Genomic DNA, 18,498 nt, shown 5'->3' on the forward strand with positions numbered 1-18,498 from the left:
TATTACCCATCGTGATGTGGTTATTGCAGTCGTAACTTTTTGATTGCATAGGGCAATAATTTATTGCCCTTTTATTTTATCCATTCCATGTTTAGTTTTATCTTTTTTGACTAAAAGTAGATGTTATCCATTCATTTTGTGTTGCTGACATGTAAATTTTGACCGTTTGGTCCACTTTTTATTATCTGAGTACCAGAAATTCCAATAAACTTGCCACGCAAGCGTTTTCTGTCGTGATTTACCTGATCTTTTTGCCGATTAACATCTTTTCAGGCCGCCAGGCTTGCAAAAGGATAATTAAAATATCCGTTTTGAGTTGACTTTTACCTGGCAAATCTCCAGAATGCCGCCGTTTGCCAAAAATCCGCTGGCAACACATTTGCATTGATTTATGACATGGTTGTGAATTAATATGCAAATAAAGTGAGTGAATATTCTCTGGAGGGTGTTTTGATTAAGTCAGCGCTATTGGTTCTGGAAGACGGAACCCAGTTTATCGGTCGGGCCATAGGGGCAACGGGTTCGGCGGTTGGGGAAGTCGTTTTCAATACTTCAATGACCGGTTATCAAGAAATCCTCACTGATCCTTCCTATTCTCGCCAAATCGTTACTCTTACTTATCCTCATATCGGCAATGTCGGCACCAATGCTGCTGACGAAGAATCTTCTCAGGTACATGCGCAAGGCCTGGTCATTCGCGACCTGCCGCTGATTGCCAGCAACTTCCGCAATACCGAAGACCTCTCTTCCTATCTGAAGCGCCATAACATTGTGGCGATTGCCGATATCGATACCCGTAAGTTAACGCGTCTGCTGCGCGAGAAGGGTGCACAGAACGGCTGCATCATCGCAGGGGACAACCTCGATGCGGCGCTGGCGCTGGAAAAAGCGAAAGCCTTCCCGGGCCTGAATGGCATGGACCTGGCGAAAGAAGTGACGACCACTGAAGCATACAGCTGGACGCAAGGTAGCTGGACGCTGTCAGATGACCTGCCGGAAGCGAAAAAAGAGAGCGAGCTGCCGTTCCACGTGGTCGCCTACGATTTCGGCGCCAAGCGCAATATCCTGCGCATGCTGGTTGATCGCGGCTGCCGTCTGACGGTGGTGCCGGCGAAAACCTCTGCCGAAGACGTACTGAAGATGAACCCGGATGGCATCTTCCTCTCTAACGGACCTGGCGACCCGGCACCGTGCGATTACGCTATCGATGCCATCAAGTCCTTCCTCGAAACCGATATTCCGGTATTCGGCATCTGCCTCGGCCATCAGCTGCTGGCGCTGGCGAGCGGGGCGAACACCATTAAGATGAAGTTCGGTCACCACGGTGGTAACCACCCGGTGAAAGACATCGACAACAACACGGTGATGATTACGGCACAGAACCACGGCTTCGCAGTAAATGAAGCGTCAATGCCGGCTAATCTGCGCGTGACGCACAAATCCCTGTTCGATGGCACCCTGCAGGGGATCCATCGTACCGATAAGCCAGCGTTCAGCTTCCAGGGACACCCGGAAGCCAGCCCGGGGCCGCACGATGCCGCACCGCTGTTCGATCACTTCATCGAACTTATCGAGCAATACCGTAAGACCGCTAAATAATCAGGAGCCGAGAAGACCATGCCAAAACGTACAGACATAAAAAGCATCCTGATCCTTGGCGCTGGCCCGATTGTTATCGGTCAGGCCTGTGAATTTGACTACTCCGGTGCACAGGCGTGTAAAGCCCTGCGCGAAGAGGGTTACCGCGTTATCCTGGTGAACTCTAACCCGGCGACCATCATGACCGACCCGGAAATGGCGGATGCAACCTACATCGAGCCGATTCACTGGGAAGTGGTACGTAAAATCATCGAGAAAGAGCGTCCGGATGCAGTTCTGCCGACCATGGGTGGCCAGACTGCACTGAACTGCGCGCTGGAGCTGGAGCGTCAGGGCGTGCTGGAAGAGTTCGGCGTGACCATGATTGGTGCGACCGCCGACGCGATTGATAAAGCAGAAGACCGTCGTCGCTTCGACGTGGCGATGAAAAAAATCGGCCTCGACACCGCACGTTCCGGTATCGCTCACAACATGGAAGAGGCGCTGGCCGTTGCGGCTGAAGTGGGTTATCCGTGCATCATCCGTCCTTCCTTCACCATGGGCGGCACCGGCGGCGGTATCGCCTACAACCGCGAAGAGTTTGAAGAGATTTGCGAGCGCGGCCTGGATCTCTCCCCAACCAAAGAGCTGCTGATTGATGAATCGCTGATTGGCTGGAAAGAGTACGAGATGGAAGTGGTGCGTGATAAAAACGACAACTGCATCATCGTCTGCTCCATCGAAAACTTCGATGCGATGGGTATCCACACCGGCGACTCCATTACCGTTGCGCCAGCGCAAACGCTGACCGACAAAGAGTACCAAATCATGCGTAACGCCTCGATGGCAGTACTGCGTGAAATCGGCGTCGAAACCGGTGGTTCTAACGTGCAGTTCTCGGTGAACCCGAAAACCGGCCGTCTGATTGTTATCGAAATGAACCCGCGCGTGTCCCGCTCCTCCGCGCTGGCCTCTAAAGCGACCGGCTTCCCGATTGCGAAGGTGGCGGCGAAACTGGCGGTCGGTTACACCCTTGACGAGCTGATGAACGACATCACCGGGGGCCGCACGCCTGCGTCCTTCGAACCGTCTATCGACTACGTTGTAACCAAAATTCCACGCTTCAACTTCGAGAAATTCGCTGGCGCGAACGACCGTCTGACCACCCAGATGAAATCTGTGGGTGAAGTGATGGCGATTGGCCGCACGCAGCAGGAATCCCTGCAGAAAGCGCTGCGCGGCCTCGAAGTGGGCGCGACCGGCTTCGATCCGAAAGTGAGCCTGGACGACCCGGAAGCACTGACCAAAATCCGCCGCGAGCTGAAAGACGCGGGCGCAGAGCGTATCTGGTATATCGCCGACGCCTTCCGCGCAGGCTTGTCCGTGGACGGCGTGTTCAACCTGACCAACATCGACCGCTGGTTCCTGGTGCAAATTGAAGAGCTGGTGCGTCTGGAAGAGAAAGTGGCGGAGCTGGGCATCAATGGCCTGGACGCTGACTTCCTGCGCATGCTGAAACGCAAAGGCTTTGCCGACGCGCGTCTGGCAAAACTGGCCGGCGTGCGTGAAGCGGAAATCCGCAAGCTGCGCGACCAGTATGACCTGCACCCGGTCTACAAGCGTGTTGATACCTGTGCGGCAGAGTTCGCGACCGATACGGCTTACATGTACTCCACGTATGAAGACGAGTGTGAAGCGAATCCGTCCGTTGACCGCGACAAAATCATGGTACTGGGCGGTGGCCCAAACCGTATCGGCCAGGGCATCGAGTTTGACTACTGCTGCGTACACGCCTCTCTGGCGCTGCGCGAAGACGGTTACGAGACCATCATGGTCAACTGTAACCCGGAAACGGTCTCTACCGACTATGACACCTCTGACCGTCTCTACTTCGAACCGGTAACTCTGGAAGACGTGCTGGAAATCGTGCGCATTGAGAAGCCAAAAGGCGTGATCGTGCAGTACGGCGGCCAGACGCCGCTGAAACTGGCGCGCGCGCTGGAAGCCGCAGGTGTGCCGGTTATCGGTACCAGCCCGGATGCCATTGACCGTGCAGAAGACCGCGAACGTTTCCAGCAGGCGGTTGACCGTCTGAAGCTGAAACAGCCGGCAAACGCCACCGTGACTGCGATTGAACAAGCGGTTGAGAAGGCGAAAGAGATTGGCTACCCGCTGGTGGTGCGTCCTTCTTACGTGCTGGGCGGCCGCGCGATGGAAATCGTCTACGACGAAGCTGACCTGCGTCGTTACTTCCAGACGGCAGTCAGCGTGTCCAACGATGCGCCGGTGCTGCTGGATCGCTTCCTCGACGATGCGGTTGAAGTGGATGTGGATGCTATCTGCGACGGCGAAATGGTGCTGATTGGCGGCATCATGGAGCACATCGAGCAGGCGGGCGTGCACTCAGGCGACTCCGCCTGTTCTCTGCCAGCGTACACCCTGAGCCAGGAAATTCAGGACGTGATGCGTCAGCAGGTGCAGAAACTGGCCTTCGAACTGCAGGTTCGCGGTCTGATGAACGTCCAGTTCGCCGTGAAAGACAACGAAGTCTACCTGATTGAAGTGAACCCGCGTGCGGCACGTACCGTACCGTTCGTCTCTAAAGCGACCGGTATTCCGCTGGCAAAAGTGGCGGCGCGCGTGATGGCCGGACAGACGCTGGCACAGCAGGGCGTCACAAAAGAGATTATCCCGCCGTACTACTCGGTGAAAGAGGTGGTGCTGCCGTTCAACAAATTCCCGGGCGTTGACCCGCTGTTAGGGCCAGAGATGCGCTCTACCGGGGAAGTGATGGGCGTGGGCCGCACCTTTGCAGAAGCGTTTGCTAAAGCGCAACTGGGCAGCAATTCCACCATGAAGAAATCTGGCCGTGCGCTGCTCTCTGTTCGCGAAGGCGATAAAGAGCGCGTGGTTGACCTGGCTGCCAAGCTACTGAAACAGGGCTTCGAGCTGGATGCAACCCACGGTACGGCGATTGTGCTGGGTGAAGCGGGAATCAACCCGCGTCTGGTGAACAAGGTGCATGAAGGTCGTCCGCACATTCAGGATCGCATTAAGAATGGCGAATACACCTACATCATCAACACCACTGCGGGCCGCCAGGCGATTGAAGACTCCAAGCTGATTCGCCGCAGCGCGCTGCAGTACAAAGTGCATTACGACACCACCCTGAACGGCGGTTTCGCAACAGCCATGGCGCTGAACGCGGATGCCACCGAGAAGGTGATTTCGGTCCAGGAAATGCACGCCCAGATTAACAAGTAAGACAAATTGCCCGGTACCGTTCGGTTACCGGGCATTCTTCCCCTCTTCAGAACCTTCTGGTTTTCCATCCGCATTCAGTCAGTTAGCCTAAAATGGTTAGGTCGATAATGAAATTCAACTGAGAGCAGGGGAAAACACCATGCAAAATAAACTACTGATCGCTTCCGTTCTGGCTGCCACTGCAATGTTCACCGTAGCGGGGTGTTCATCTAATCAGGCGGTAAAAACCACCGATGGCCGCACCATCATTACGGACGGCAAACCGCAGGTGGATGACGATACCGGTCTGGTGTCGTATAAAAACGCGGAAACGGGTCAAACCGAGCAGATTAACCGTGACCAGGTTAAATCCATGGGTGAACTGGATAATTAAAAAAAGCAGTGGCATCTGCCACTGCTTTTTTGCTTGATGCGGATGGATTACCAGCGGTGGTTTAACAAAATATGACCGCCGTAAGCGGCATAGTTGTTTTCACCCCATTCGCCGCTGGCGCGAAGTGAAATTGTCGTGGTCTCGTTAAGATTGCCGGTAATACCCAGCTCTACCTGACCACGATCCTCCGGCGTATCATTACTTACGGTTTCGTCGTTGAAGGCCAGATCTTTTTGACCTGCACCCTTCAGCCAGTTCACCGCAACGTATGGCTGCCAGGCCGTGACGTCCTTTTGCTGGAAATAGCTGGATTTCACACCCAGACGACCGAAGACGCTGTCGTTATCCAGAGTCGTCACCCGGACCCCATCGCGGTCCGTATGATTTTCCTGATCAAGATAGCTGTAGATCACCTGTGCCTGAGGCTCGATCTTCCAGGTACGCTCGTTTTCAGATGGGATAACCCACGCATGGCCGACTTCAACAGACGCGGCAAAACCTTCGCTGTTGTAATCCTCATCGTTGCGGTTGCTGGTCACTTTGTTGTTGTACCAGCTGTAGGCGGCCCAGGTATCAATGTAGCTTCCCAGGCGTAATTTCTGATTTTCCTGCCAGGTGGCGTATAGCCCAACGTTGAAGCCATCGACTTTACCCTGTGCGTCACGCACGTTGTATTTCGCATCTGAGTGGGTCTTCGCCTGGCCTGCACCGAACATGCCACCGGCACGCAGGATACCGCTGTCCATTGGCTTGCTGAGGAAATCGCTGCCGACTTGCAGAACGGTGGTCGTGGTGTCGTAGCTGACTTTATCGCCGCCTGCATCATTTTCATGGTAACGACCTTTTACATACATCCAGGTATTCAGATCGTCTTCGTTACGGAAAGTGAGCTGATCGCGATCGTCACGTTTGTGCAGGAACATACTCTGAGCAGCCAGATAGTTACCTAAATACGCGCCCACTTCAGGTGCCATCACTTCTGGTGCTGGGGTATTGCCGCCGCCGTTATCGCTATTATCACCACCGTCGCCGTTATCAGTGCCGCCGCTGTTGCCGCCATCGTCGGTATTGCTGCCATTGTCATTGTTACCGCCATTATCAGTGTTACCGCCATCGTCGGTATTGCCACCGTTGTCGGTATTATCACCGTCATCGGTATCATCTGTTGGATCGACAGGTGGCGTGGCCTTCGATTCCAGGTACCAGTTCCCGTCACTATGCTGGTAAAGAGAGTATTCGTATGCGCCTGCCACAACCGGTTTGGCCAGCGTCAGCTGTGCTTCAGAGCTGCCGGCGACGCTGACAATCTCCATGCCGTTCACGGTCTGTGCGCCAAGTCCACCCATGTTGCTGACGGTCACGCCGGACTGGCCAAAACTGCTGCCGGTTATTGTGAGATGATCGGTAGGTGCCGTGTCAGTACCCAGCTCGCTGTTTAACACAATCTGGCTACCTTCTGCGCCGGTATAGTCACCATTAATGGTAAAGTCATTACCCACGCTGTGGTCGGCAGCACTGAGCAAAAGCGTGCCGCTGTTGGTCACGTTGCCGTTAATGGTATCAATGCCAGCGTTTCTGAGGGTTGCATTACCCTCAATTGCATTCCACGCTGCCAGCGTACCGCCGCTGAGAATAGTGATGTTGTTGTAGACGGTTCCTGCGGTGGCAAACTTTGCCCCGTTCTGCACGGTGAGAGTGGCATTGCTGTTTTCAACACCTAACGTTGCGCCTGCCGCTACCAGCGTTGTGCCGTTTCGCAGGGTCGTATCGCCGGTATAGCTGTTGTTGCCGGTAAGCGTCAGCGTATTCGCATCAACTTTCTCTACGTTTCCGCTGCCGGTCATGTCGGTAGAAAACGTAAAATTGCCTCCCTGGTTAAAGATAACCGTACCATTGTTGGTTAGGCCGCCGCTGAGGTTCGCCATACCTTCGCCATTGCCCAGCTGGAGCGTGGCTTCATTCGCAACCAGCGTATTGCCAGCATTGGAAACGGTACCCGCCAGGGTCAGGTTGCCGCTATTCACCTGCAGTGAATCACCTGCACCAATAATGTCGACGTTACCCGTCAGCGTCCAGTCTTCACCGTTCATTTTGACAGAGGCGAAACCATCGCCTTCGTTCAGTCCGATAAAATTGCTGTCTTCTGTACCGGTGCCTACCAGGGTTAGGGTGTTACCTTTCGAGACTGTCGAAATAACGTCACCTGATAATGATGAGCCAGTATTAAGCACCAGGGTGTTATTTTTATCGCTGGCAAAAAATACTGCCGCATTTCCACCCCCGAGCGAACCGCTATTCGTAATATCAACTTTAGCGTTACCTGAGACATAAATACCGTTCTGCGAGCCTGTTATGGTACCGCTATTTGATATTTTGGAATTGCCATTTTTTAGCGCAATACCATCGCCTTCCAGGCCATTGAATGTCCCTTCATTGTTAATTGCTGTAGCAACTTCAGTACTAAGCCCTGTATTGCCTTCGACTTTCCCCGTTGCTGTATTGGTAATATTTACCGTTGATGAATTTTCGCTAATGAAAATACCCGTCTGAACACCTTTTATATTACCTTCGTTGATTAAATTCCCCTGCATTGATTCGATGTTTACCGCATTTGCTTCAGTAGAAGAAATGGTTGCTCCAGTTTCATTCGTAATGATGACTCGTTGAGCGCCGGTGTTAATATCAAGACCGTTGGCCGCTCCAGATATATTACCTTTATTTGTTACTGATGTGACATCAATACCTGATACGGATACGGCTGCTTTATTGCTTGAGGAAGAAATCGTTACATCTTTATTGATAACATATTCGGTATCAGCGGAAAAATCTTGTGGGACGGAAGTAGACTGTTCAATAATTCCTGCTGAGGTTATTGCTGGTGTGAATGCCAATATGGCGGGGAACAGTCTTCCGAGCATTCTGGTTGTTCTGTTAAGTTCAATGCGTATATTACTCATGCACACATCCATTTGAATGAAAAGTTCGTGAAATGTTCAGGTTAATAATTGCGTATACATTTCTGAAGAGCGGTTATCGCAAAACCATCTAAAATTATTATTTTTTCAATAGGTTATGTATACTTTGTTTTATTAAAAAGTCGTTTTAAGAATGCTTAATATTTCAGTGTGGTAAATGTAAAATCGGTTAGATATTTCTGGTGGCTATGGATTCCTGTTTGTTCAAAGACGCACATATATGAACAACATTGATGGTTAAAGAAGCAGTTACGATACTTGCGATTTGCCGACACCAGGCAATGGGAGACTTTCAGTGAGCGAGTTAAATGTCTACACTCACTGCTACCAGAGAGAACGGAACCGTAAAGACAGGCTAACTGATGATTCTGATAATTTATGCGCATCCCTATCCGCATCACTCCCATGCGAATAAGCGCATGCTTGAACAGGTAAGGACACTCGACAACGTAGAGATACGTTCCCTCTATCAACTTTATCCTGATTTTAACATCGACATCGCCGCCGAACAGGAGGCGCTCACTCGCGCCGATCTGATCATCTGGCAACACCCGATGCAGTGGTACAGCATACCTCCGCTCCTCAAATTGTGGATCGACAAAGTCTTTTCCCACGGCTGGGCGTATGGTCACAACGGGCATGCGCTGAAGGGAAAAAGCCTGATGTGGGCTGTGACCACCGGTGGAGGAGAAAGCCACTTCGATATTGGCTCTTTCCCGGGTTTTGAGGTGCTGGCACAACCGCTTCAGGCGACAGCACTCTACTGTGGTCTTACCTGGCTTCCTCCATTTGCTATGCACTGCACATTTGTTTGTGACGATGAGACGTTGCAGGCGCAGGCTCGTCATTATAAACAACGCTTACTTGAGTGGCAGGAGACGCACAATGGATAGCCATACGCTGATACAGGTGCTGATTTACCTTGGCGCGGCGGCGCTGATTGTGCCCGTGGCGGTTCGCCTGGGGCTGGGCTCTGTGCTGGGTTATCTGATCGCCGGGTGTGTTATCGGACCCTGGGGATTCCGCCTGGTCACCGACGCGGAGGCGATCCTGCATTTCGCCGAAATTGGTGTCGTGCTGATGCTGTTTGTCATTGGTCTGGAACTTGACCCGCAGCGGTTGTGGAAGCTGCGCGCCTCAGTGTTTGGCGGTGGGGCGCTACAAATGGCGGCCTGTGGTCTGCTGTTGGGCGGCTTCTGTATTCTGCTGGGAATGGACTGGAAAGTGGCAGAGCTTATTGGCATGACGCTGGCACTCTCTTCGACGGCGATTGCCATGCAGGCAATGAACGAGCGAAACCTGACCGTTTCTCAGATGGGGCGCAGTGCGTTTTCGGTTCTGCTGTTTCAGGATATCGCGGCGATTCCGCTGGTGGCGATGATCCCGCTGCTGGCCGCAAGTGGGGCCTCCACCACGCTCGGCGCTTTTGCCCTCTCTGCATTAAAGGTGGTCGGTGCGCTGGCACTGGTTGTCCTGCTTGGCCGGTATGTAACACGTCCGCTGCTTCGATTTGTCGCCCGCTCGGGGTTGCGGGAAGTGTTCAGTGCCGTGGCGCTGTTCCTGGTGTTTGGTTTTGGTCTGCTGCTGGAGGAAGCCGGGCTGTCGATGGCGATGGGAGCCTTCCTCGCGGGCGTTCTGCTGGCCAGCTCAGAGTATCGACACGCGCTTGAAAGTGATATCGAGCCATTTAAAGGACTGCTGCTGGGGCTGTTTTTCATCGGGGTCGGGATGTCGATCGACTTTGGCACGCTGGTCACGCATCCACTGCGGATCCTCATTCTGCTGGTCGGTTTCATGGTCATCAAAATGGTGATGCTGTGGCTGATCGCCCGTCCGCTTAACGTGCCTGGCAGACAGCGTCTTTGGTTCGCCGTGCTGCTCGGACAGGGAAGCGAATTCGCGTTTGTGGTTTTCGGCGCGGCGCAAATGGCCAATGTGCTCGATCCCGAGTGGGCGAAAGCGTTGACGCTGGCGGTCGCGCTGTCGATGGCGGCAACGCCGATCCTGCTGGTGCTGCTGACGCGTCTGGAAAAAAACGGCAGCGAACAGGAACGTGAGGCCGATGAGATCGACGAGGAGCAGCCGCGGGTCATCATCGCCGGATTCGGTCGCTTTGGGCAGATCACCGGTCGTTTACTGCTCTCAAGCGGGGTAAAAATGGTCATCCTCGATCACGATCCGGACCATGTGGATACCCTGCGTAAGTTCGATATGAAAGTCTTCTACGGCGATGCAACGCGTGTCGATCTGCTGGAATCAGCCGGGGCAGCGAAAGCGGAAGTCCTCATCAACGCGATTGACGATCCCCAGACCAGTATGCAGCTGGTTGAACTGGTGAAGGAGCATTTCCCGAACCTGACCATTATCTCCCGCGCGCGCGATGTGGATCACTATATCCAGCTGCGACAGGCGGGGGTGGACGCACCCGAGCGTGAAACCTTCGAAGGGGCGCTTAAGTCTGGCCGCATGGCGCTGGAAAGTCTGGGCCTGGGCGCGTATGAAGCGCGCGAGCGTGCGGACCTGTTCCGTCGCTTCAATACCGATATGGTGGAAGAGATGGTGGCGATGGCGGGCAGTACGGCCACAGAGCGTGCGGCGGTGTTTAAACGCACCAGTGCGATGCTGACAGAGATCATTAATGAGGATCGTAATCATCTGTCGCTGGTGCAGCGTCATGGCTGGCAGGGAACGGAGGAAGGCAAGCATACCGGCGATCCGGCGGACGAACCGGAGAGTAAACCTTCCGCGTGAAGTGGAGTTGCCAGCAATATTAAAAAATTTCTCTCTCTTTACCATGCCGCCAGTCGACGAAAGATTAAGCTTTCCGTATAGTGGCGGCAATTTTTTGCATCCGGGAAATTTTCAATGATCAGTCTGATTGCAGCGCTGGCGGTGGACCGTGTTATCGGTATGGAAAATGCCATGCCGTGGAACCTGCCTGCCGATCTCGCATGGTTTAAACGTACGACGTTAAACAAGCCGGTAGTGATGGGCCGCCTGACCTGGGAGTCGATTGGTCGTCCATTGCCGGGCCGTAAGAATATCGTGATCAGTAGCCAGCCTGGCACTGACGATCGCGTCGAATGGGTGAAATCCGTGGACGAGGCGATTGCCGCGTGCGGTAACGCCGAAGAGATCATGGTGATTGGTGGTGGGCGTGTGTATGAGCAGTTCCTGCCAAAAGCGCAAAAGCTCTATCTGACGCATATTGATGCGGAAGTGGAAGGCGATACCCATTTCCCGGACTACGATCCGGACGAGTGGGAATCGGTATTCAGCGAATTTCACGACGCGGATGCGCAGAACTCACACAGCTACTGCTTCGAGATTCTGGAACGTCGCTAGTTGATAGACCCTCTCCCGGCCGGGAGAGGGAATTCACTCTCAGGAGGCGACTGCCTCGCCTTCCCCCAGGTCCAGCTGTCGGTTGGACGGCTGCACGAAGTATGTTTTATCTTCCCAGCGTAAGCAGGTTAAATCCCCGCCCCAGCAACAACCGGTATCAAGACCGTAGATCCCTTCCGGCGTGCCTTTCCCTTCTAGCGCGGCCCAATGACCAAACACCACGCTGTACTCACTGGTGACCGGCCCGGGGATCGCAAACCACGGTTTAAGCGGTGCAGGTGCGCTTTCCGGCGTCTCTTTTGAGTACATATCCAGTTGCCCGTTCGGGAAGCAGAAACGCATCCGTGTGAACGCGTTCGTGATGAAACGCAGGCGCGCCAGACCGCTCAGATCTTCACTCCAGTGATTTGGCATGTCGCCGTACATGGCATCAAGGAAGAAGGGATAGGAATCGCTCGCCAGCACGGCTTCTACGTCACGCGCGCAGGTTTTGGCCGTCTCAAGATCCCACTGTGGGGTGATCCCGGCGTGTGCCATGACCAGTTTTTTCTCTTCATCGATCTGCAACAGGGGCTGACGACGCAGCCAGTTGATCAGTTCGTCGGCGTCTGGCGCCTCCAGCAGCGGGGTGAGGCGATCTTTCGGCTTATTGCGGCTGATGCCGGCAAAGACGGCGAGCAGATGCAAATCATGGTTGCCCAGCACCATGCGAACGCTGTCGCCCAGCGATTTTACGAAGCGTAAAACCTCCAGGGAGCCTGGCCCACGCGCCACTAAATCGCCCGTCAGCCAGAGAATATCCCGTCCTGGCGTAAAGTCGACCTGTTTTAATAATGCGATCAGTTCATCGTAGCAACCGTGAACGTCGCCAATCAGATATGTAGACATTAGATTAATGAATGAGTGTTGTAACGGCGAGACGGAACACAGGAATAGCAACGCGGAACACATTGCCATCGACGTCGACCATTTCATAATGGCCTTGCATGGTACCCAGCGGCGTTTCGATCACTGCACCGCTGGTGTACTGATACTCTTCGCCAGGGGCGATGTGGGGCTGTTCACCAACCACACCTTCACCCTGAACTTCGATTTCACGGCCATTGCCGTTAGTGATAAGCCAGTAACGCCCGAGCAGTTGCACAGGCATCCGCCCCAGGTTGCGAATGGTCACGGTGTAGGCGAAAACAAAACGTTCTTCATCGGGTGAGGACTGCGACTCAACGTAAACGCTTTGTACCTGGACACAGACGCGGGGCGAATCAATCATGGCTTAACTCTCCTTCGGCGGCGCATTTTCGCTAATGTAATTAGCCAGTTTACAGTACTGCTCAACAGAGATGTTTTCTGCTCGCATTGCCGGGTCAATGCCCAGCTCGGCCAGCACGTCAACGGTGAACAGATTGCCGAGGCTATTACGGATCGTTTTACGGCGCTGGTTAAAGGCTTCTGTGGTGATACGGCTCAGTACGCGCAGGTCTTTGACCGGGTATGGCATCGTTTTATGCGGCACAAGGCGCACAACCGCAGAGTCGACTTTTGGCGGCGGCGTGAAGGCAGACGGCGGCACTTCGAGTACCGGGATCACATTGCAGAAATATTGTGCCATCACGCTTAAACGACCATACGCTTTACTGTTCGGCCCTGCAACCAGACGGTTTACCACCTCTTTTTGCAACATGAAGTGCATGTCGGCAATGGCATCAGTATAGCTAAAGAGGTGGAACATCAGCGGCGTGGAGATGTTATAGGGCAGGTTACCGAATACGCGCAGCGGCTGACCCATTTTTTCCGACAGCTCGCCAAAATTCATGGTCATGGCATCTTGCTGATAAATCGTCAGCTTCGGCCCAAGGAACGGGTGCGTTTGCAGACGAGCAGCGAGATCGCGGTCGAGTTCGATAACGGTCAGTTCGTCCAGACGTTCGCCGACGGGTTCAGTCAGTGCTGCCAGACCGGGGCCGATTTCAACCATCGCCTGGCCTTTTTGCGGATTGATGGCCGAGACAATACTGTCGATCACGAACTGATCGTTGAGGAAGTTTTGCCCGAAGCGTTTACGGGCTAAGTGGCCCTGATGGACTCGATTAGTCATTGAGTATTAACAATCATTTTGATGGCGAGATTAAGCGCCGTAATAAAACTGCCGACATCCGCTTTTCCCTGTCCTGCCAGATCCAGCGCAGTACCGTGGTCAACGGACGTTCGAATAAAAGGTAAACCGAGGGTGATATTCACACCGCGGCCAAAGCCCTGGTATTTTAGCACGGGCAGGCCCTGATCGTGGTACATCGCGAGCACGGCATCGGCATTATCCAGGTATTTGGGCTGGAAAAGGGTATCGGCAGGCAATGGCCCGCTCAGGTTCATCCCTTTCGCCCGCATTTCATTCAGCACCGGAATGATGGTGTCGATCTCTTCAGTCCCCATATGCCCGCCTTCACCGGCGTGTGGGTTCAGGCCACAGACCAGAACGTGCGGCTGTTTAATACCGAATTTGGTCTGCAGATCGTGATGCAGTATCCCGATGATCTCCCGCAGCAGTTCAGGGGTGATGGCGTCAGGAATGGCCTTAATCGGCAGATGGGTTGTTACCAGAGCCACCCGCATCGCTTCCGTCGCCAGCATCATCACTACTTTCGGGCTGTGCGATCGCTCTTCAAAAAACTCGGTATGTCCGGTGAACGGAATACCGGCTTCGTTAATCACCCCTTTGTGCACGGGGCCCGTAATCAGGGCAGCAAATTCCCCTTTTATGCAACCATCGCAAGCGCGCGCCAGGGTTTCGACAACATAGTGGCCGTTTTCAGTGCTGAGCTGACCCGGAATAACAGGAGTACGAAGGGGGACGGGAAGAAGCGTGAGCGTTCCGGCTTGCTGCGGTGCAGGCTGCTGACCTTCAACGTAAGGGATAAGCGTTAAAGGCAGACCGAGCAGTGAAGCCCGGTCTTGTAACAGTGTTGCATCAGCACAGACGACCAGTTCCACCGGCCAGCTACGTTGGGCAAGCTGGACCACGAGGTCAGGCCCAATCCCGGCGGGTTCGCCGGGGGTGATCACAACACGATGCTGTTTCATTAGTTGCTCAGAACTTTCACGTAAGCGCTGGCGCGTTGTTCCTGCATCCAGGTTGCCGCTTCTTCAGAGAACTTACGGTTGAACAGCATACGATAGGCTCTGTCTTTCTGCGCTGCGTCGGTTTTATCAACGTTGCGGGTATCCAGCAGTTCGATCAGATGCCAGCCAAAGGAGGAGTGTACCGGCGCACTCATCTGGCCTTTGTTCAGCTTCATCAGCGCATCGCGGAATGCCGGATCGTAGATATCCGCCGCCGCCCAGCCCAGGTCGCCGCCCTGGTTAGCTGAGCCAGGATCCTGAGAGAACTCTTTTGCGGCATTCGCAAACGACGTTTTTCCGCTCTTAATGTCCGCAGCAATCTGTTGCAGCTTCGCACGCGCCTGATCGTCTGTCATGATCGGTGACGGTTTCAGCAGAATGTGGCGAGCATGAACTTCGGTGACGGAGATGTTCTGGCTCTGACCACGCAGGTCGTTGACTTTCAGGATGTGGAAGCCAACACCTGAACGGATTGGACCCACGATGTCGCCTTTCTTCGCCGTGCTCAGCGCCTGGGCAAAGATGGATGGCAGTTCCTGAATACGTCCCCAGCCCATCTGGCCGCCTTTCAGCGCCTGTTGGTCTGCAGAGTAGGTAATGGCCAGCTTGCCAAAGTCACTACCGTTACGTGCCTGCTCAACGATAGCGCGCGCCTGGCTTTCCGCTTCTGCGGCCTGGTCAGACGTTGGGTTCTCAGGCAGCGGGATCAGAATGTGGCTCAGGTTCAGCTCGGTGCTGGCATCGTTCTGGTTGCCCACCTGTTTTGCCAGCGCGTCGACTTCCTGCGGCAGGATGGTGACGCGGCGACGAACTTCATTGTTACGCACTTCTGAGATCAGCATCTCTTTACGGATCTGATTACGGTAGGTTGAATAGCTGATGCCATCATAAGCCAGACGACTACGCATCTGATCCAGGGTCATATTGTTCTGCTTAGCGATGTTAGCGATCGCCTGATCGAGCTGCTCGTCAGTGATCTTCACGCCCATTTTCTGACCCATTTGCAGGACAATCTGATCCATGATCAGACGTTCCAGGATCTGATGGCGCAGCGTTGCGTCATCAGGAAGTTGCTGACCCGCCTGGCCCGAATTGAGCTTCACAGATTTCATCAAACCGTCAACGTCACTTTCGAGCACGACACCGTTGTTAACCACAGCGGCGACCTTATCAACAACCTGGGGGGCCGCGAAGCTGGTATTCGCAACCATAGCGACACCGAGCAGCAGCGTTTTCCAGTTCTTCATACTTTTTCCATTTCAATTAACCGCAAAGCGGATTACGTTGCAAAACAAGCACATTACAAGGAACTGCGGTACGGCAGAATGTTCGAGCGCAGCATCTGCTGCGTGCCCAGGCCGTAGTTGGAGCTCAGGCCGCGCAATTCGACATTAAAGCCAATCACGTTATCGTATTTGCTCTGATTGTTTTGAGTATCCCAGCCGTTAAGCTTGCGTTCGTAGCCGACACGCAGCGCGTAACAGCAGGAGTTATATTGCAGACCAACCATCTGGTCAGCAGGCTTGTTGGCGTTAGTGTCAAAGTAGTATGCGCCCACAATTGACCAGCGGTCAGCGATTGGCCAACTGGCTGCACCCCCCACCTGCGAAATCCCGTCTTTATACTGTTCACTGGTGGCATAGTTCGGCAATGTTGCCTGAATATATTCCGGGCTGGCGTAACGATAGGTCAACTGCACCATACGATCTTCATCGCGACGGTACTCGACGGCTGCACTGCTGGTCGCAATATTGTCGAGACGCGTGTCGTACTGCAGACCCCCGCGTAAGCCCCAGCGATCGGTCATGCGCCAGTAGGTATCGCCCGCCCACACCAGCGAACCTGTTTTGTTGTCTTTCTCCCAGTTGATATTGTCATCACCGGTACGAGACTCGGTGAAATAGTAGATTTGACCAACAGAAACGTTAAAACGTTCAACGGCAGATTCATCATAAACGCGCGTTGTGACGCCGGTCGTTAACTGGTTCGCGGAAGCAATACGGTCGAGACCGCCGTAGGTACGGTCACGGAACAGGCCGCTGTAGTCAGACTGCAGGAAAGCGGAGTCATAGTTCTGGATTTTGCTCTGATCGCGATAAGGCACGTACAAATACTGCATACGTGGCTCAAGCGTCTGCGTATACCCATCCGCCAGCAGACCCATATCGCGCTCGAAGATCAGCTTACCGTCCATTTTGAATTGTGGAAGAACGCGGTTCACGGATTCGTCGAGGTCGGTGCCATAACGGTTGTTATACCAGTCCACATTTTTCTGCTGATAATGGGTCGCCATCAGCTTGGCTTCGGTATTCAGACTCGACCAGTTGTTCGACAGCGGTAAATTGATCGTCGGTTCTAAATGTACACGCGTGGCTTCCGGCATGTCCGAGTTGGTATTGACGAAATGCACTGCCTGAGCGTAGACGCGGGTATCGAATGGACCAACATCGTTCTGATACCAGTTCACATCCAGCTGCGGTTCTGCACCGTAAGTGCTTCGCGTCTGGCTATCAAACACCTGGAACTGCTTCGTCGACACCGTAGCGTTGAAGTTCTGAATGGCATAGCCAACGCTGAACTTCTGCGTGGCGTAACCATCGGTACTGGAACCGTACTTGGAATCGAAGTCGTTGAAATAGTAAGGATCGCTGACTTTGGTGTAGTCGACGTTAAAACGCCAGACCTGGTCCATGACGCCAGCGTGACGCCAGTAGTACATCCAACGGTGTTTATCACCTTCTGTTGGGTGCTCATCCTGGAAGACCTTATCTGATGGCAGATAATCCAGTTCCATCAAACCGGTACCCGCCTGGGTCAGATAGCGGAACTCGTTTTCCCACATGACGTTGCCGCGCTTATGGATATAGTGCGGCGTGATCGTGGCGTCCATGTTGGGCGCGATGTTCCAGTAATACGGCAGATAGAACTCAAAATAGTTCGAGGTGCTGTATTTGGCATTTGGGATCAGGAAGCCTGAACGACGTTTGTCGCCCACGGGAAGTTGCAGGTACGGGCTATAGAAAACCGGCACCGGGCCGAGTTTAAACCGGGCGTTCCAGATTTCTGCGACCTGTTCTTCACGGTCGTGAATTACCTCACTTCCGACCACGCTCCAGGTATTCGAACCCGGCAGACAGGAGGTGAAGGAACCATTTTCCAGAATCGTATAGCGGTTTTCACCGCGCTGTTTCATCAGATCTGCTTTACCACGCCCCTGACGACCTACCATCTGGTAATCACCTTCCCAGACGTTCGTATCTTTGGTGTTCAGGTTTGACCATGCTTTCGGACCTTTCAGGATGACCTGATTGTCGTCATAGTGCACATTACCCAGCGCATCCACCGTTCGTACTGGTTCAGCCGCACCTTCCGGCTGCTTCTGGTGCAACTGCACTTCATCTGCCTGCAGGCGGCTATTGCCCTGATTTATATCCACACTGCCCGTAAACGTGGCATTGTCAGGATAAGTTCCTTTAGAACTGTCGGCAGTAATGGTTACTGGCAAGCTATTGGTATCGCCACTCACCAGTGGGCGATTATAACTTGGGACGCCAAGCATACACTGCGAGGCAAGATCGGCCGCCAGCCCCTGTTGACTGTACAGGGCGGTGCCAATCATTGTGGCCAGGAGGGTGGGGATACGTTTTTTCATACGTTATATTTTAGTGTTCCGTCATCAGTGGCTACGGCTTACAAACGCTCAGAGACTATCTTACTCATCAGCGCAGTACCAGCGTTAATCCTGCCCGTTTGCGTGCCAGAGTGTTAGGCTCGCTATCGAATGACGAGTATGATAATGCAAATTATAGGCGATGTCCCTCAATTGACCGTGGCTCGACCACTGTA

13 protein-coding genes are annotated in these 18,498 nt (G+C 53.6%); 6 read left to right on the top strand and 7 right to left on the bottom strand.

The features are described from left to right. Window positions 1-450: 450 nt before the first annotated feature. The 3 genes from carA (at window position 451) to M8370_RS00525 (ending at window position 5,215) form a co-directional block, all read left to right on the top strand. A complete protein-coding gene (gene carA / locus M8370_RS00515) occupies window positions 451-1,599 on the top strand; it encodes a glutamine-hydrolyzing carbamoyl-phosphate synthase small subunit (RefSeq protein ID WP_250020364.1) in 1,149 nt (382 codons plus the stop codon). Window positions 1,600-1,617: 18 nt separating this feature from the next. Beyond that, window positions 1,618-4,842, top strand: a complete 3,225-nt coding sequence (gene carB, locus M8370_RS00520) for a carbamoyl-phosphate synthase large subunit (protein WP_013095532.1) — start codon at window positions 1,618-1,620, stop codon at window positions 4,840-4,842. Between the two features lie 139 nt (window positions 4,843-4,981). Further along, complete coding sequence (locus M8370_RS00525; protein ID WP_013095533.1) at window positions 4,982-5,215, top strand: YgdI/YgdR family lipoprotein; 234 nt, start codon at window positions 4,982-4,984, stop codon at window positions 5,213-5,215. Between the two features lie 47 nt (window positions 5,216-5,262). On the opposite strand, the gene M8370_RS00530 is transcribed toward M8370_RS00525, so the two are convergent. Continuing rightward, window positions 5,263-7,806 (bottom strand): autotransporter family protein, encoded by a 2,544-nt coding sequence (locus tag M8370_RS00530; protein ID WP_250020365.1) that lies wholly within the window; start codon window positions 7,804-7,806, stop codon window positions 5,263-5,265. Window positions 7,807-8,552: 746 nt separating this feature from the next. Between M8370_RS00530 and kefF the strand changes: the two genes are divergently transcribed. The 3 genes from kefF to folA all read left to right on the top strand — a co-directional run bounded on the left by kefF (window position 8,553) and on the right by folA (window position 11,535). Beyond that, window positions 8,553-9,083: a glutathione-regulated potassium-efflux system oxidoreductase KefF gene (kefF, locus tag M8370_RS00535; RefSeq protein WP_048972731.1), complete on the top strand. Its 531-nt coding sequence runs from the start codon at window positions 8,553-8,555 to the stop codon at window positions 9,081-9,083. Beyond that, entirely contained in the window at window positions 9,076-10,941 is a 1,866-nt protein-coding gene (gene kefC, locus M8370_RS00540) for a glutathione-regulated potassium-efflux system protein KefC (protein ID WP_250020366.1), read from the top strand. Before kefF ends, kefC begins: the two co-directional genes overlap by 8 nt. A 114-nt stretch (window positions 10,942-11,055) precedes the next feature. Beyond that, window positions 11,056-11,535, top strand: a complete 480-nt coding sequence (gene folA, locus M8370_RS00545) for a type 3 dihydrofolate reductase (protein ID WP_008502023.1) — start codon at window positions 11,056-11,058, stop codon at window positions 11,533-11,535. A gap of 39 nt (window positions 11,536-11,574) precedes the next feature. Here folA and apaH read toward each other — a convergent pair whose 3' ends face one another. Genes apaH through lptD form a run of 6 tightly spaced genes read right to left on the bottom strand, consistent with a single transcriptional unit; the run spans window position 11,575 to window position 18,304 of the window. After that, window positions 11,575-12,423 (bottom strand): bis(5'-nucleosyl)-tetraphosphatase (symmetrical) ApaH, encoded by an 849-nt coding sequence (gene apaH / locus M8370_RS00550; RefSeq protein ID WP_013095538.1) that lies wholly within the window; start codon window positions 12,421-12,423, stop codon window positions 11,575-11,577. A gap of 4 nt (window positions 12,424-12,427) precedes the next feature. Beyond that, entirely contained in the window at window positions 12,428-12,805 is a 378-nt protein-coding gene (gene apaG / locus M8370_RS00555; RefSeq protein ID WP_013095539.1) for a Co2+/Mg2+ efflux facilitator ApaG/CorD, read from the bottom strand. Between the two features lie 3 nt (window positions 12,806-12,808). Further along, window positions 12,809-13,630: a 16S rRNA (adenine(1518)-N(6)/adenine(1519)-N(6))-dimethyltransferase RsmA gene (gene rsmA / locus M8370_RS00560; protein WP_013095540.1), complete on the bottom strand. Its 822-nt coding sequence runs from the start codon at window positions 13,628-13,630 to the stop codon at window positions 12,809-12,811. Further along, complete coding sequence (gene pdxA / locus M8370_RS00565) at window positions 13,627-14,613, bottom strand: 4-hydroxythreonine-4-phosphate dehydrogenase PdxA (RefSeq protein WP_013095541.1); 987 nt, start codon at window positions 14,611-14,613, stop codon at window positions 13,627-13,629. The genes rsmA and pdxA overlap by 4 nt, the downstream gene beginning before the upstream one ends. Then, a complete protein-coding gene (gene surA, locus M8370_RS00570; protein WP_013095542.1) occupies window positions 14,613-15,899 on the bottom strand; it encodes a peptidylprolyl isomerase SurA in 1,287 nt (428 codons plus the stop codon). Before surA ends, pdxA begins: the two co-directional genes overlap by 1 nt. Window positions 15,900-15,952: 53 nt before the next feature. Next, on the bottom strand, window positions 15,953-18,304 hold the full coding sequence (lptD, locus tag M8370_RS00575; RefSeq protein WP_045902536.1) for an LPS assembly protein LptD: 2,352 nt from the start codon (window positions 18,302-18,304) through the stop codon (window positions 15,953-15,955). Window positions 18,305-18,498 lie beyond the last annotated feature (194 nt).

The sequence above is a fragment of the Enterobacter cloacae complex sp. OE43NF genome (genome assembly GCF_023544405.1).
GTDB lineage: Bacteria > Pseudomonadota > Gammaproteobacteria > Enterobacterales > Enterobacteriaceae > Enterobacter > Enterobacter cloacae.

Excerpts from the sequence above, each read along its gene's own strand:
- carB (WP_013095532.1), top strand. The coding sequence starts at position 1,618 with ATGCCAAAACGTACAGACATAAAAAGCATCCTGATCCTTGGCGCTGGC.
- M8370_RS00525 (WP_013095533.1), top strand. The coding sequence starts at position 4,982 with ATGCAAAATAAACTACTGATCGCTTCCGTTCTGGCTGCCACTGCAATG.
- M8370_RS00530 (WP_250020365.1), bottom strand. The coding sequence starts at position 7,806 with ATGCAGGGGAATTTAATCAACGAAGGTAATATAAAAGGTGTTCAGACG.
- kefF (WP_048972731.1), top strand. The coding sequence starts at position 8,553 with ATGATTCTGATAATTTATGCGCATCCCTATCCGCATCACTCCCATGCG.
- kefC (WP_250020366.1), top strand. The coding sequence starts at position 9,076 with ATGGATAGCCATACGCTGATACAGGTGCTGATTTACCTTGGCGCGGCG.
- folA (WP_008502023.1), top strand. The coding sequence starts at position 11,056 with ATGATCAGTCTGATTGCAGCGCTGGCGGTGGACCGTGTTATCGGTATG.
- apaH (WP_013095538.1), bottom strand. The coding sequence starts at position 12,423 with ATGTCTACATATCTGATTGGCGACGTTCACGGTTGCTACGATGAACTG.
- apaG (WP_013095539.1), bottom strand. The coding sequence starts at position 12,805 with ATGATTGATTCGCCCCGCGTCTGTGTCCAGGTACAAAGCGTTTACGTT.
- rsmA (WP_013095540.1), bottom strand. The coding sequence starts at position 13,630 with ATGACTAATCGAGTCCATCAGGGCCACTTAGCCCGTAAACGCTTCGGG.
- pdxA (WP_013095541.1), bottom strand. The coding sequence starts at position 14,613 with ATGAAACAGCATCGTGTTGTGATCACCCCCGGCGAACCCGCCGGGATT.
- surA (WP_013095542.1), bottom strand. The coding sequence starts at position 15,899 with ATGAAGAACTGGAAAACGCTGCTGCTCGGTGTCGCTATGGTTGCGAAT.
- lptD (WP_045902536.1), bottom strand. The coding sequence starts at position 18,304 with ATGAAAAAACGTATCCCCACCCTCCTGGCCACAATGATTGGCACCGCC.